This is a genomic window from Paenibacillus sp. FSL H7-0918 (genome assembly GCF_038007025.1).
Classification (GTDB): domain Bacteria; phylum Bacillota; class Bacilli; order Paenibacillales; family Paenibacillaceae; genus Paenibacillus_AQ; species Paenibacillus_AQ odorifer.
This window is the reverse complement of record NZ_JBBOWJ010000001.1, coordinates 1,816,868-1,832,624: the sequence shown is the minus strand read 5'-3', so window position 1 is coordinate 1,832,624 and position 15,757 is coordinate 1,816,868. Positions and strand designations below refer to the sequence as shown.

Annotated in this window: 11 protein-coding genes; 7 read left to right on the top strand and 4 right to left on the bottom strand. The window is 46.3% G+C overall.

What is annotated here, in order from left to right:
- Window positions 1–69: 69 nt before the first annotated feature.
- The 3 genes from MHI15_RS08330 to MHI15_RS08320 form a co-directional block, all read right to left on the bottom strand.
- Window positions 70–960, bottom strand: a complete 891-nt coding sequence (locus tag MHI15_RS08330; protein ID WP_081386630.1) for a carbohydrate ABC transporter permease — start codon at window positions 958–960, stop codon at window positions 70–72.
- 27 nt (window positions 961–987) lie between these two features.
- Entirely contained in the window at window positions 988–1,872 is an 885-nt protein-coding gene (locus tag MHI15_RS08325; protein WP_036679565.1) for a carbohydrate ABC transporter permease, read from the bottom strand.
- 207 nt (window positions 1,873–2,079) lie between these two features.
- Window positions 2,080–3,456, bottom strand: a complete 1,377-nt coding sequence (locus tag MHI15_RS08320) for an ABC transporter substrate-binding protein (RefSeq protein WP_076129193.1) — start codon at window positions 3,454–3,456, stop codon at window positions 2,080–2,082.
- Window positions 3,457–3,694: 238 nt separating this feature from the next.
- On the opposite strand from MHI15_RS08320, the gene MHI15_RS08315 reads away from it, so the two are divergent.
- From MHI15_RS08315 to MHI15_RS08295, 5 genes are all read left to right on the top strand, one after another.
- Entirely contained in the window at window positions 3,695–5,515 is a 1,821-nt protein-coding gene (locus MHI15_RS08315; RefSeq protein WP_076186346.1) for a sensor histidine kinase, read from the top strand.
- A complete protein-coding gene (locus MHI15_RS08310) occupies window positions 5,516–7,171 on the top strand; it encodes a response regulator (protein ID WP_076281904.1) in 1,656 nt (551 codons plus the stop codon).
- Window positions 7,172–7,242: 71 nt separating this feature from the next.
- The gene (locus MHI15_RS08305; protein WP_076129196.1) at window positions 7,243–8,934 is read left to right on the top strand and encodes a glycoside hydrolase family 13 protein; all 1,692 of its coding nucleotides are present in this window, start codon (window positions 7,243–7,245) and stop codon (window positions 8,932–8,934) included.
- A 152-nt stretch (window positions 8,935–9,086) separates the two neighbouring features.
- Complete coding sequence (locus tag MHI15_RS08300; RefSeq protein WP_076279956.1) at window positions 9,087–9,821, top strand: class I SAM-dependent methyltransferase; 735 nt, start codon at window positions 9,087–9,089, stop codon at window positions 9,819–9,821.
- 38 nt (window positions 9,822–9,859) lie between these two features.
- Entirely contained in the window at window positions 9,860–10,870 is a 1,011-nt protein-coding gene (locus MHI15_RS08295; RefSeq protein WP_341164321.1) for an MBL fold metallo-hydrolase, read from the top strand.
- A 1,953-nt stretch (window positions 10,871–12,823) separates the two neighbouring features.
- On the opposite strand, the gene MHI15_RS08290 is transcribed toward MHI15_RS08295, so the two are convergent.
- Window positions 12,824–13,432 (bottom strand): phosphatidylglycerophosphatase A family protein, encoded by a 609-nt coding sequence (locus tag MHI15_RS08290; RefSeq protein ID WP_076129198.1) that lies wholly within the window; start codon window positions 13,430–13,432, stop codon window positions 12,824–12,826.
- 269 nt (window positions 13,433–13,701) lie between these two features.
- Here MHI15_RS08290 and MHI15_RS08285 point away from each other — a divergent pair, with 269 nt between their 5' ends.
- Together MHI15_RS08285 and rph are read left to right on the top strand one after the other, a co-directional pair.
- Window positions 13,702–14,835 (top strand): GerMN domain-containing protein, encoded by a 1,134-nt coding sequence (locus tag MHI15_RS08285; protein ID WP_179088341.1) that lies wholly within the window; start codon window positions 13,702–13,704, stop codon window positions 14,833–14,835.
- Between the two features lie 163 nt (window positions 14,836–14,998).
- On the top strand, window positions 14,999–15,757 hold the full coding sequence (gene rph, locus MHI15_RS08280; RefSeq protein WP_036686952.1) for a ribonuclease PH: 759 nt from the start codon (window positions 14,999–15,001) through the stop codon (window positions 15,755–15,757).

Below are 15,757 nucleotides of genomic sequence, written 5' to 3'. Positions count from 1 at the left end.
AGGCTGACAAGACGGGTACGAAACCTGTCTTGTCAGCCTTTTAATGTTGTTAGGATTAAGTTTATTGTGTTAGCCCTTAACCGCTCCAGCGGTAATTCCCTTGGTCATCTGTTCTGTGAAGAGCAGGTAGATCAGGATGGTTGGGATAGCGATGATCGTCATAACCGCGAACTGTGCACCATAGTTGGATGAATACTCACCAGTGAATTTCATAATGGAGAAGGGAATTGTCTTAAGATCTTCCGAGGTGAGGAAGGTGTTCGCCATAATGAATTCATTCCACGTGCTGATGAAGTTGAGCACACAGATGGTTGCCAGCGCGGGTTTGGTGATGGGCAGGATGATACGGAAGATTAACCCGTAAATGCCACTGCCATCAATAACGGCGGACTCTTCAATAGCCCGTGGGATGGTCTCCAGGAACCCGGTCATAATCAGGACACTCATGGGGATGACAATGGCTGAGTAAGGCAAAATCAATGTGTACATATTGTTCAGCATCCCAAGCTTGTTAAACAGAATGAAGTTTGGCAGCAATGTGGCGTGAATCGGGATGATCATGCCTAACATGATTAGAGAGAGGACAATGCCACTTAGCTTCCATTTCATCCGGGTAAACGCATATCCCATCATCAGGGACACCAGCGCAGAGAGCATAACAGTTATCACTGTAATGATAAGACTGTTGGCGAAATAACGTGGCACACGCCCGTAGGTAAAAGCGTTTCGATAGTTCTCCCACTGGGGTGGAGAGGGCCATTTCAGAAATGAGCTTCCAAAGAACTCACCGCTCTTGAGCAGGGAATAATCGATCAACCAAATAAGCGGAAATAACTGAATCAACGCGATGATACATAGGAACACCATCATTAGGATTTTGCCAGTTGTAGGCTTTCTGCGTTCTTGTTTGTGAAGGTTTAGCTTAGGGGGTGAAGCGGTAGGCGATAAGGAATTATTCATAGGATTTCCTCCGGTTACAGGGTTTCTTTAAAATTCTCCGATATCTTTCTTTAAAATCTTGTTGAGGATAACGGTTAGGATCAGGCAGAACACAATAAACAGAATGGAAATGGCATTACCATAGCCGTATAGCGATGATGAGAAGGCGGTTTTGTACAGATAGTTCCCTAGGAACTGTGTGCTATTTGCAGGGCCACCGTTGGTCATTAAGAATACGGTTTCCATTTGCTTAAGACAGGTGGTGACGGCAATGATGATGGCAACCCGCATCATCGGCGAAAGCAGCGGAATGATGATACGCGTGTAGAGGGTAAAGTTGTTGGCGCCATCGATTCTTGCGGCTTCGCTTAAATCTTCCGGAATGCCTTGCAGACCTGAATAATACAGCAGCAGTGCATACCCAAAGCCTTGCCACATAACAACAATGATGATGCACCAGATGGCCGTCTTTGGATCACCGAGCCAATCATGTGTAAGTGCATCCAATCCAACTCCGCTTAGCAGCTTGTTAAGCAGTCCGTAGTTCGGATGGAAAATTCCGGTCCACAGCTTGGCTGTAACGACGACGGAAATTACAGCGGGGATAAAAAAGATCGTCCGGAATATTTTTTCGTATTTGCCGGAATTGGTTAGGAATATCCCCATGAGAATGGCAAAGGGATGTTGTAAAAATACAGTGGCGGCGGTCAGGAGCAGGGCGTTGACCAGCGATCTCCAGAACACTTTGTCATGAAATAGAATTTCGCGGTAGTTATCAAAGCCGATGAAATTGTATTTGCCGATTCCGCCCCAATCCGTAGAACCGTAATAAGCGCTCATGAAGATAGGGATGCAGATCATAAAAGCAAATAGGAACAGTCCAGGTGCGATGAGTAAGAATATCGCTTTTTTGTCGCTTAACACTCTGTGCATGGAAATCTCCGTCCTTTTAAAGAGTAATCTATCTATTACCATCGTAACGGGAAGCCAGGCACCGGAACATGCCGTAAATTTCAGATCGGTGTATACATTTTTTCGAAAACAAAACCCCGGCCTCTGGGGGAAGCCGGGGTTTGCGCACTGCCATCTATAAGCTTACTTCAGGAGCGCTAAGGTTCATGTTTTTTGTAGTTCTCTGGTTTATTTACCAGCGAATTTATCGGATGCAGCATCCAGTGCTTTGGCGAATTCTTCAGGGGTAATCGCATCAGATAGCAGGCTTTGATGCGCCTCCATTACCTTTTGCTTGAACTCATCGTCACCCACATCCTGCAGTGGAGTACCGCTGGAAGAGGTCATGGAGCTGAACACTTCAATCAATTCTTTTTGCAGCTGGGTTTCGTTACCCGTTAGGAATTGATCGAATTGCTGCGCAGGTGTACCCGCGCCAGCTTGCCATAGCATTTTAGACCAATGCTCTGGAGCGAAGAAATATTTCAAGAAATCAACAGCGGCTTCAGCATGTTTGGAGTTTTTGCTGACTGCATATCCACCACCATACCAAGCGGCATCATCGGTTGCTTTACCTTTAGCTGAAGCTGGGAAAGCAAAAGCACCTACGTTATTGCGGAATTCTTCAGAGAAGTTCTCGTCTGTTGCCAGACCCGACTCCCAAGCGCCCATAAAGAACATGGCAGCTTGCCCTTGTCCGAACAAGTTGCGTGCAGCACCATAATCGGCAGTCAGCCAGCCATCGGCAAAACCTTTAGCATCGGCGAATTGCTGCATTTCAGTTGCAGCTGCAACCAGACTAGGATCTGTAAAGGATATTTTACGTGCCACAGCTTCATCCATTGTATTGAAATCGCCAGTCTGACGTTGGGCTACAAATTCATACCAGATAGGCAGTGTCCAAGCGTCCATACCATTCATAGCGATCGGGTTAATTTTCTTGGCACGAAGTGTTTTGACGGCGGCAAGCAAATCATCTGTTGTTTTTGGAACCTCGATGCCGTTGTCAGCAAATATTTTTTTGTTATAGTACATCACCATGTAGTCGGCACCACGCGGCAAGCCGTAAAGCTTACCGTCTTTACTGAAACCGTCCATGGATCCGGACACAAACTGATTACCTTCGAAGTCAGCACTGTTCAGTTCAAGCAGCAGATCGTTATCCAGCAGCGGACTCAGGAAGGAGGGCTGACCCCAGGCTTGAATGATATCAGGCAGCTGATTGCTGGAGGCATACACTTTGATTTTTGATTTGTAAGGCTCATCTTGAAGCGCTTCCACTTCAATCTTGACGTTAGGGTTCTCTTTCATGTAAGCATCGATAATGTCTTGCTCTACCTTACCTGAACCATTGGCCCGATCCGCGAGCGCGGTGAAGAACTTCAGTGTGATTTTTTCGGCGGGTGTGTTTTCCCCTGCACTAGCTGTTGCTTCGGCAGTAGCTTCGGCCTTGTCATTTGTAGGTGCATTGGTAGCTTTCGCATTGTTATTTCCGCCACCGCAGCCTGCCAGCAGAGCTGGTAGCATTAGACTCATAAGTGCTAGCTTTATTCCTTTACCTTTCATCAAAAACCCACCTTTTTTATGAGATATATTTCCACGAGAACGGCTGTCATCAAACGAGGACGACAATGTCGTTTCTTCTTGCATCCCCATCTTAAGAGTTTATGACCGATAGAAACATGGTCCATATTTAAGAACTATGTAGGCATTTTTCAGTGATTGTAAAAAGCTGGTTCAGGGTTTAATGATTTCAGTTATACTTGGTTTACACATTTATTGATTATACATGAAGGTGGTTCTCATGAATCGAAACATCCGCTTATTAAGCCGTTATCGCCATCTTCCGCTCCAGTTTAAGCTGTTATTATGGTTTGTGCCGCTGCTTCTCGTGACTATATTTGCTATGGGGTGGAACTCCTATCAGATTTCTTCGCAGCAGGTGGTGGAGAAAATGAAACAGTCACAGGATCACCTGACCCGGAAAACAGCAGAGCAGATTGATGAGATGGTGAGGGGAATGATTTCTTTTTCCAATACACTCTTTCTGGATGAAAGTGTGCAGCGGCTCTTAGTGTCGTCAGAAGCACAAAAAGAACGTAATTCCGTATTTAAAACGGTCACCAACCTGATGGTCGCTGGCAATTCGATTCAATCCCTGATTCTATACTCTTTGGAAGACCAGAATAACGGGGCGGAGCCTTTTGCTGCGAACCAAGCCGGATTGACGACTGGCATGAAGTTCTCTAACTTTGTCCAAACCTCGTACTACAAGGAAGCCGTTGAAGCCGCAGGCAGTCCAACCTTTGGATTGTCCAGACCCACGGATGGCATATTTGTTGGTGATCATTATCATAAGATTGTACTTTCCAGAATTATCAAGAATGTATATACTTTAAAACCGGCAGGGCTAGCGGTGATCGGGGTCGATGCTGGTAAGATTGGAAGCCAATATCTAGACAACTCTGAAGATGATGTAGATATGTTTGTGGTAGATCGAGACGGGCTCATCATTACGGCTTCTAACCGGAGCTGGATCGGCAAAAGAGATCTTGATCTTCCGTATTTTGCGGACAGCGATCCTAAGTTGAACCTAGAGCAGAGACTGGAGTCTACAGCGGATCACAAACAGTGGATTGTCTCGCATCTGCAGTCAGAAACGACGGGTTGGTATGTAGTGGTGGTGCATTCCAAACGGCAGCTTGTCAAAGAGCTGGGGCAGATTTCACAGGTCACGGTGACGATCGCTTTTCTGTGCTTAGCAGTTAGCTTAATGGTTACCTGGCTCGCCGCCGCCTCAATAACGAAACCGCTGAAAAAGCTTTCCCGCTCCATGCGCAGATTCCAGACAGGGGATTTCACGCAGCGCGTATTTTTTGAAGGAAATGATGAGATTGGTCTCTTGGGCCATGGTTATAATCTAATGGTTCAGCGGATCAAATCGCTCATCAATGATGTATATGCCTCCAAACTGAAGCAGCAGGAAGCAGAATTGAAAACGCTTCAGGCACAGATCAGGCCGCACTTTTTATATAACACGCTGAATACGATTTGTTGGGAAGCTGAGAAGAAGGGCGACAAAGAAATAGCGGATATGGTCTATTCGCTTTCTCAAGTATTCCGGCTGAGCTTAAATGATGGGCGGGATACGTTTACATTGGAACAGGAAGTAGAGCTTGTAAAGAATTATTTGTTCCTGCAAAAAAATCGGTTTAGAGAACGTTTTGAGTTCGAAATTACCTTGGATGAGAGTATCAAGGATTTCACAGTTCCTAAGCTGCTGCTCCAGCCACTGGCGGAAAATGCAGTGATTCATGGGATCGAGCCACTGGCTGGAAGCGGACTCATCTCGATTCGCGCCTTCCGCAAAGATAGGACCATTGTGCTCGAAGTTCAAGATAACGGGGTGGGAATCACGCCGGAAAGACTTCAGGAGCTACATCAGCGTTTAGCGAGAGGAAGCTCTATCTCGGAGGAAGAGGAGAATGCTGGACGTTCGGGGTTTGCGCTCTCGAATGTACAGGAACGTTTAGCTTTGTTTTTTGCCGGAGCCTCATTGCAAGTAGAGAGTGTAGAAGGAGCAGGCACACGTATTATCATTCATATCACTGTGGAGGGTCCCTAAATGATGAAGCTGAAGCTGCTGATTGCTGAAGACGAAGACACCATCCGTGAGGGTATCGTCAATATGATTGACTGGAATTCGCATCAGATTGAGGTAATGGGCGAAGCGGGGAACGGAAGTGAAGCGCTGGCTCTGATGGAGTCTGAACAGCCGGATTTATTGTTAACGGATATCCGCATGCCGCAGATGAATGGTCTGGAGCTAATCGAAGCTGGACGGCGTCGCGGTTACGACTTTCGCTCGATTATTTTATCTGGCTACAATGAGTTCTCTTATGCGAAACAAGCGATTGCGCTGGGGGTTGTCGATTATGTGCTGAAGCCGTGCCGGCCGGAGGAAATTCTGAAGACGGTACTCAAGGCTAAGGAGCTAATTGAAAGGCAGCGTTGTCAGGAGAATGAGCAGCTAAAAAGAGATCGTTCCTGGCATAAAAATGCACCGCTTGTCAAAAGCCAAGTGCTGTCCCAATGGATTCATCATCCTCCGGTTCCGCTGGAGCGGCGGCAGGAGCTGATCGGTGAGTTAGCTATGGCTATTAGTCACGAAGGTCCGCAGATTGGGCTGGTCAGCTTTGATTTTGATCCTCCCTCTGCCGGTGGGTCTGGACAGGATTTTGTACTTTTACGTTACGCGGCCCTAAATATTATTAGTGAGACCTTGTCTCCTATCTATAAAGGAAAAATAGAGACCTTTCATGATGGCAATCTCCTGCTCTGGATCGGCAGTGGTTTAGCTGGAACGGATTCCCGCAAGTCTTACCGAACCCCCATCTATTTGAAAGAGCAGATCGGGATGCTGCAAAGCAACCTGGAGAAATACCTCAAGCTGTCAATCAGTATTGCTGTAGGCTCCTGTCGTGCGGATATTTCGGAAGCTCACCTGTCTTATAAAGAAGCGCTTCAGGCCATGGAATCCCGCTTTCTGAATGGGAAAGGCGGCGTTTATTTTTATACAGAAGGCTCGGGAGTTATTGGGGGTGGCGTACAGGAGATCGGGATTTTAGATGATCCTGAATTAAATGTGCTGGAGGATGAGATGCTTGTGGCAGTAGGTGCAGGAAGTAATGAGCTTGCCCTCGATCTGCTGGAGCAATGGCTGGAACGTTTTCGCGGAAACCCCGGATGCCTCAAGCAGGAGGTGAATATTCGGGCAACCGCTTTTGTCGTTCGCCTTAAGAGGCTTGCGCAGGAAAAACAAGTAGCTGGATTTGAATGGAAGCAGCATTTGGTCAATTGGATGGAGCAGGCACCACAGATCGAGACGCTGGAAGAATTATCTACGATCCTGAATAAGATCATGCAGAATGTGGTGGAGGCTTTTTCTAAACATCGCCCTCTGCATCGAACAGTAGTTACAGCGCTTGAGATCATCCGTAACAAATATAATACCAATCTATCTCTGGAGTATGTTGCGAAGGAAGCTTATGTATCTAATACTTATTTAAGTTCACTGTTCCGCCAGGAGCTGGGTGTGAATTTTCTCGATTACTTGCATCAATACCGGGTAGAAGAGGCAAAAAAGCTGCTCCGCCAAAACTTAAAAATGTACGCCGTTGCAAAGTTAGTGGGCTATGGGGAAGAACGCCACTTCAGTGCTACTTTTAAGAAATGGACCGGACTTACGCCCTCACAATATCAAAAGGGACTAGGGAAGTAGGGGTAAATTGTTATCTACTAGGCTTTGTGTGGTTAAACTCTACATATAGCTAAATAGGAGGTAACCGAGAAATGAACCCGAAATGGTGGAAAGAGAGTGTCGTGTACCAAATTTATCCGATTAGCTTCATGGATAGTAACGGAGATGGGATTGGAGACTTGCAAGGAATCATATCCAGACTGGATTATCTGCAGGATTTAGGTGTAGACGTGATTTGGGTCTGCCCAATTTATAAATCACCAAACCATGATAACGGTTATGATATCAGTGATTACTGTGACATTATGAAGGAATTTGGCACGATGGATGATTTTGACCATTTGCTGAGGGAGATGCACGCACGTGGGATGAAGCTGATGATGGATTTGGTTCTGAACCATACGTCACATGAGCACCCATGGTTTGTTGAATCCAGATCGTCGAAGGACAATCCGAAACGGGACTACTATATTTGGCGAAAAGGAAAAAATGGAGGTCCCCCGAATAACTGGGAGTCTTATTTCAGTGGCTCGGTGTGGGAGCATGATCCGCGGACCGATGAATATTACCTTCACCTCTATTCCAAATATCAGCCTGATCTGAACTGGGAGAATCCGGTGGTCATTGATAAGCTGCATGAGATGGTGGAATGGTGGCTGAAGAAGGGTGTGGACGGATTCCGCTTTGATGCCATTGCACATATCGTGAAGACGAAAGGTTACCCGGATGCGGATAATCCAGGTGGAACACCTACCGTAAGGGCTTATGGAATGTTCTCCAATCTGGCAGATGTGCATACCCTGCTACAGAATTTATATGATAAAGTGCTTTATTTCTACGATATTATGACGGTAGGAGAGACTTCAGGACTTGGACCGGAGCAGGCGCTTGATTATGTAGGTGATGGTCGCCGGGAGCTGAATATGACTTTTCAGTTTGAGCATATGTTTCTGGATGCCGCTTCGGCAGGTAGTGGGAAATGGGATGTCGTCCCATGGAGTCTACTGGAGCTGAAAAAGATTATGAGTAATTGGCAGACGGTTCTGCATGACAAAGGCTGGAATGCGAATTATCTCTGCAACCATGACCAGCCGCGCGCAGTGTCCCGGTTTGGGAACGACCTTTTTTACCGGATTCCTTCGGCTAAAATGCTAGCGACCTTCATTCACATGCTGGAAGGCACACCTTATATTTATCAAGGCGAAGAAATTGGAATGACGAATGTCTGTTTCGAATCCATTGATGAGTACCGGGATGTAGAGACGCTTAATTATTATGAAGAAAAGCGAAAAAACGGCGTTCCAGAAGAGCAGATTATGTCTGCCATTCATCATAAAAGCCGGGATAATGCCCGCACCCCGATGCAGTGGGACGATGGTCACGCAGGTGGTTTTACGACGGGGACTCCTTGGATTGAAGTAAATTCCAACTATATGGAGATCAACGCTGGCAATGCGATTAAAGATCCCGATTCCATCTACAACTACTATAAACAGCTGATTGCCCTGAGAAAAAAACACAAAGTCATCGTTTATGGAGCCTACGGGCTGCTGCTCGCAGAGCATACAGAGATATATGCGTATACTCGGACATTAGAAGATCAGCGGCTGCTGGTTATTCTGAATTTTTATGATGGAGAGCCTGTATTCGAATGGCCAGCGGAGTTCCAACCAGACAATATTGAGCTGTTAATTTCTAATTATTCCGTGGAAAAAGATGAGCAGATCCAACCGCTTAAACTTCGTCCTTATGAAGCACGAGTATATTTGCAGCAGCTTGTGTAAGGGAAGCTACAGGAATGAGTTGTCATGAAGGGGCTGAGCGCTCCACTGTGACAACTCTTCTTTGAGTTTGTGAGTAAAAGACTGTACAATGGCGATACATTAACATACATAGAGTGGAGTTACAGGAAGACGCCTGTGGGAGGAGAGACAACATGACTGAATGGTATGAAAAGAGCTTCGGAGAGGATTATCTGGTCGTATACAAACATCGAGACTTTGGTGGAGCTCGTAAAGAAGTTGAACGAATGATCTCGTGGCTGGGACTACCGCCAGGCTCCAAAGTGCTGGATTTATGTTGTGGGATGGGACGTCATTCACTGGCGCTTGCGGAAGCAGGGTACGAGGTAACTGGAGTAGATTTATCAGAGGTATTGCTGCGTGAGGCAAGATCTCAAAAAGGAGCGGAGCAGGTAACTTGGCTGCGTTCTGACATGCGGGACCTACCGTTAATAGGAGGTTTCGATGCTGTGGTTAATCTGTTCACTTCCTTTGGTTATTTTGAAGAGGATGAGGAGCAGGTAAAGGTTTTGCGTGAAATCTATCGGATGTTGAAGCCGGGTGGCAAGTTTGTTATTGATTATCTGAACCCTGCGTATGTGATTCGTCATCTGGTGCCGCATTCTACCCGCGAGGATGGAAAGAATCTGATTGATGAGTCGCGGCGGATCGAGGATGGGTATGTGAAGAAGGACATCATTTTAACCTCTAAAAATGATTCTACATCTCGTCAATATCATGAACGTGTGAAGCTGTATTCATTGGAGAAATTCAGCGGAATGATCGAGGAAGCGGGTTTACAGCTCGAAGCTGTGCATGGCAGCTATGAAGATGAGGTTTATAATGCAGAAAGCTCCACGCGGATGATTTTTAGTGGAATTCGATCGTAATGGTATCAGGAAAAAGATTCAAAGGCGGTGATCGCACCATGTCTAAGGCGGATATCACTTCATGGGACGAGAACATTCTTCAGGTCTCGGTACCCATGGACTCGCCGCTTCGTCAAGTGAACAGCTATATTCTTCCCGATGAGGATGGCAGAATTACTATTATCGATCCGGGTCCGCGTAGCCCGGAGACAGAAAAATGCTGGCAGGCGATCCTGCAGGAGCTGGGATTGTCGTGGAAGGACGTGCGGGATATCGTCGTAACGCATCATCATCCCGATCATTATGGATTGGCGGGATGGTTGCAGTCGCAGACCGGATGTAAAGTATGGATGACTGAACGTGCTCATGCCGAAGCGATGTTGATGTGGGGCGGTAACACGGATATCAATGAAGTTTTGCCGTTATATTTCATCAGACACGGAATGTCGGAGGAATGGTCGAGTGGAATTAAAGCGCATTTGGAGAGCTTTGACGCGCAAGTGGAGCCACAGCCGGTTGTAACTTATCTGAATAAGGTAGAGCCTTTCGGGATGGGTGGCCGTGAATGGAAATTGATTGTAACTGGCGGACATGCACCGGGACATGTGAGTTTCTATCATGCGGGCAGCGGGCAAATGATCTGCGGCGATGCTGTGCTGCCGCAGATTTCGCCCAATGTCAGCCTGCTTCCAGGCAGCGATCCACAGCCGCTGCAGACGTTTCTTCAGGGGCTGCGGGAGCTGGGGAGCTACCCGGTCAGCATGGCGTTCCCGGGTCATCGGGAACCGTTCACGGGCTTCGCGCATCGGGTCAGCAGCCTGCTCGCTCATCATGAGGAGCGGCTGGATACCACGGCAGCCTTGCTCGCAAACGGCCCGCTGAGCGGCTTCGCCGTCTGCGAAATTCTTTTTCGCAGCCGGGTAACCACCGTTCACCAGATGCGCTTTGCGATGAGTGAGACACTGGCGCATCTAGCGGAGTTGATGCGCCGGGAGCGGGCAGTGATGATAGAGGCGGACGGTGCTATATTGTTTGCAGCATCTGAAAGTGCTGGTGACCATGTTAGTTAGAGTTTCTAGCGCGATCGAAGAGTGATGAAATGAATGATGAGCGATGATGATGAATGATGAAATGAATTGAGATGTGAAGGTTATGATCTAGTAGAGGTATAGAGCAGTCCTGTGTTATTGGGACTGCTCTTTTTTGGGTTTTGGTTTTAGTGACTAGGTAGAGAGTATAATTCGGTGCTATTTATATGAATATTGAGCTCCTTAGTCCGATCGAATACCCAACTAACCTTTGATTACATACTCATGCGTCACGCTGATCATTTGGACTAACATTTGATTACTTTACTCATGCGTTATGCAGGTCATTCGGGCTCAGACGCCGCTATTCGTGGGTTTTGGGACTTTTGAGGTGAGTATCGGACCGGAGAGGCGTTATTGCTAGAGTAATGGGTTCTTATTGGTCATTTTTGAGTGAATAGTGACTCTGGAGTCCGAAAGTCACTAAAACAAGGGTGTTTTATGGAAATAGTGTCACCTGAGTCCGATCGCATTACCCAACTAACATTTGATTACTTTTCTCATGCGTCATGCTGATCATTCGGACTCAGATGCCGCTATTCGTGGATTTTGGGACTTTGAGGTTAGTATCGGACCGGAGAGGCGTTATTGCTAGTGCAGAGGGTTGTTATTGGTCATTTTTGAGTCAATAGCGACTCTGGAGACCGAAAGTCACTAAAACAAGGGTGTTTTATGGAAATAGCGTCACCTGAGTCCGAACGCATTTCCAAACTAACATTTGATTACTTTACTCATGCGTCATGCTGATCATTCGGGCTCAGATTTGATAATTTTACTCATGCGTCACACAGATCATTCGGACTCAGAAGCCGCTATTCGTGGGTTTTGGTACTTTTGAGGTGAGTATCGGACCGGAGAGGCGTTATTGCTAGTGCAGAGGGTTGTTATTGGTCATTTTTGAGTGAATAGCGACTCTGGAGACCGAAAGTGTCCAAATCAATGGGGATATGTGAGTATAGTGTCACCTGAGTCCGATCGCATTACCAAACTAACATTTGATTACTTTTCTCATGCGTCACACTGGTCATTCGGACTCAGATGCCGCTATTCGTGGATTTTGAGACTTTTGAGGTGAGTATCGGACCGGAGAGGCGTTATTGCTAGAGTAATGGGTAGTTATTGGTCATTTTTGAGTGAATAGCGACTCTGGAGTCCGAAAGTGTCCAAATCAAAGAGGATATGTGAGTATAGGGTCACCTGAGTCCGACCGCATTACCAAACTACCATTTGATTACTTTTCTCATGCATCATGCTGATCATTCGGGTTCAGATTTGATTACTTACTCATGCGTTACACAGATCATTCGGACTCAGATGCAGCTTATTCGTGGATTTTGAGACTTTTGAGGTGAGTATCGGACCGGAGAGGCGTTATTGCTAGTGCAGAGGGTAGTTATTGGTCATTTTTGAGTGAATAGCGACTCTGGAGTCCGAAAGTGTCCAAATCAAAGGGGATATGTGAGTATAGGGTCACCTGAGTCCGATCGCATTACCAACTACCAGTTGATTACTTTACTCATGCGTTACGCTGAGCATTCGGATTCATATTTGATTACTTTACTCATGCTTCACACAGATCATTCGGACTCAGATGCCGCTATTCGTGGGTAGAAACACATCTTGCCGAGTAGCTAAGTGTTGGTATTGACTAATTGGGGAATTTCTCCCTGTTTTTCGAGGTTTGTGGGGGTGTAGAGCGGATATTAGGGAATTTCTCCCTAATAATCTACGAATGTAGCTATAAATTAAGGTTTTCGTAGAGTTATTAGGGAAGAATTCCCTAATAACTTAGGTTTTGAACGATTTTCGGTATTTTTTAGGGAGTTTTTCCCTAAAACTGTCCCAACCCAACCTTAAAAAAAGCGATTGTCTCATAACCCGCAAGGGTTACGAAACAATCGCTTTTTAATTCTCAGAGTGTACCCAAAACACCGGTTACTCCGGTTGTTTTTCATGTTCTGCAAGTTTCCTTGCAGCTTCTTCGCGATCCTCAGGTGAATGCGGAAGTTCGAGGTCTATCTCACGCTCCGCTTGCTTACGGTGTGCGATTCGGCTACTAGCTGCAGCGGCTACCGCGCCGACGATATCGTCGAGGAAGGTGTGGATCTGCCCGGTGTTTTTGTCGTTCAACCGTTCAAGAACGCCTGGCTTAAGCTTGTCCACATAACCATAGTTGGTGAAGCCAATGCTGCCATATACATTTACGATGGAGAAAGCCAGAATCTCATCCACTCCGTATAATCCCTCATCATTTTCGATCATATCCTGAAGCGGTGGAAACAACTTCCCCTCCTCCGCGAGCATGTCCAATTGAATGCCCGTAAGTACCGCATTTTGCACTTCTCGTTTGCTGAGTACCATCTCAACGTTATGGACACATTCTTCCATCGTTAAGTTTGGATAATATTTTTTTTGCAGAAACATAACGAGCTCTGCGATTTCCTGCAGGTTTACTCCACGCTTATTCAACCACATTTTGGTCGCATCTGCGACTGCCTTGCTGTTCAGACTGTAAGGTATTTTTGCGATTGGTTCATCAGCCATGATTAGTCACCTCGTAAGTTAAGTCTTTGCATTACAACGTTCGTTAGCATGATGTTAAGCGCTGGTGTTATCTCAGATTGTACGTTTAGAAAAAGTATTTGTCCAGAAAACGGAGTCTATGTGAATTAAAATCTAGATCCAACCTAACCTGAAAATAAAGCGCACAGGCTTTTCCAACAATTTAGGATAAGCAGTTGTTATTTTTTGGACAAAGGTCTCGTATACATAGCAGTACAAATGCTATCTAACCTTGAAAGGGGTAATAAATGATGAAAACAATGCAACAAATCCGCGGGATTTCCGCAGTCTGCCTACTCGCAGTTCCACTGGCACTGTCCGGTTGTGGCTTGTTCGGTTCGGAATCAGCATCGATTGATGCTCCGCCACCTGAGGTTGAAGCGCAGATGTTACAGACAGAGGGAAATAATACTTTGGATTCAGGTGTATTTGGTCCAGTGGCTCAGGATGATGCACAAGCAGTTGTGAAGGACAGCACCAAAACCGCTAAAGCAACGGATAAAGCAACGGTTTCCGGTGACCGGACGACCGTATATTTGGAAGATGGAAACGGCTTACTCGCTCCAGTGTCGTTAAATCTGCCAAAAAGCAAAGATTCCAGCACGCTCAAGAACTCTTTAATGGCATTAGTGAATAAGGGAGAATATGCGTCCTCATTGCCAGAAGGTTTCCAAGGCATTCTACCAGCTGGAACTGAGGTGCAAAGCATTACGGTAGACAAGTCGAATTTGGCAGTTGTTGAGTTCAATTCGGAATTTAACAACTATGATGCTGCGGATGAACGCAAAATCCTTGAAGCGATCACTTGGACACTTACCGGTCAAGATGACATTAAAGGTGTGCAGTTCTGGGTAGATGGTAAAAAGCTTACGGAAATGCCGCTTCAAGGCACTCCGCTGGATCGCCCGCTGTCCCGCACAATGGGCATTAACCTGCCAAAACAAGGTCCATCTTTGATGAACTCTAGTGCGGTTACTGTTTATTTTTCCACAACATCTCCTGACGGTATCCAATATTATGTTCCGGTTACGCGCTTTGTACCCGCAGGGCAAGAGCAGCTGACTGCTGCTATCAATGAACTGATTGCGGGACCTGAATCCGGAGACGGTCTGGAAATGGTTATGACACAGGGCACATCACTTGATTCGGTTGAAGCCGGACAAAACGGTGTTGTTACTGTATCCTTGACTGACGATATGTTCGCAGATGGGAAGGAAGTTCCTGCCGAATTGCTGGAATCGGTTGTTCTGACTGTTGCGCAAAATACGGAAGATGCTCTGGTTCAAATTCGTTTGAACGGCAAACAATCGATTACTGACACTGACAATGTGGATTATAGCAAACCTGTTTCTGCACCTGAATTTTTGAACGAGCTCCCGTTATAGAATGACCTTCTAAGGTTTAAAAGATGCTTTTGTGCCTCCTCTTTGGTAGAATAAAAGTTGCTCAAAAAGACGTAACGTCCCGAACGGTGAACTGCCGCAATGAACAACAGGGAAACGGGACTCACACTAAACTATTAGCTATACGATGTAGGAGGCAGAAAAGATGAGATCAAACGGGCGAACTGACGACCAATTACGGCCGCTGACAATAACGACCCAAACGAATAAATATGCTGAGGGCTCCGTGATCATTGAGATGGGAGACACCAAAGTTATTTGTACGGCTACTGTAGAGGAAAAAGTGCCTCCGTTTCTTAAAGGACAAGGAAAAGGCTGGGTAACTGCCGAATATTCGATGCTTCCTCGGGCCACCCAGTCCCGTAATCAACGTGAAGCTGCACGCGGTAAACTTACCGGACGTACAATGGAGATCCAGCGGCTGATCGGCCGTGCGCTTCGCTCCGTGGTGAATTTACAAGCGTTAGGTGAACGCAGTATTACGCTGGATTGTGATGTGATTCAGGCGGATGGGGGAACTCGGACGGCTTCGATAACAGGCGCTTTTGTTGCCATGGCATTTGCTATTAATAAAATTGCACTACAGCACAAGCTGGCTGTTTTTCCTATAACAGACTTTTTGGGAGCAATTAGTGTAGGTGTTGTAGGAGATAAAACATTGCTCGATCTGAATTATGAAGAGGATTCTAAAGCCAAAGTGGATATGAATGTAGTCATGACCGGCGGCGGTGCTTTTGTTGAGGTACAAGGGACTGGCGAAGAAAGACCATTCTCGCGTCAAGAGCTGGACCTATTATTAGGTCTAGGTGAGAAGGGAATTTATGAACTGATTGCGGCGCAAAAAGAAGCGCTCGGAGCGATTGCTCTGAAAATCCCTTCCGGCCAGCCGGGCCAAGAGGTGTAA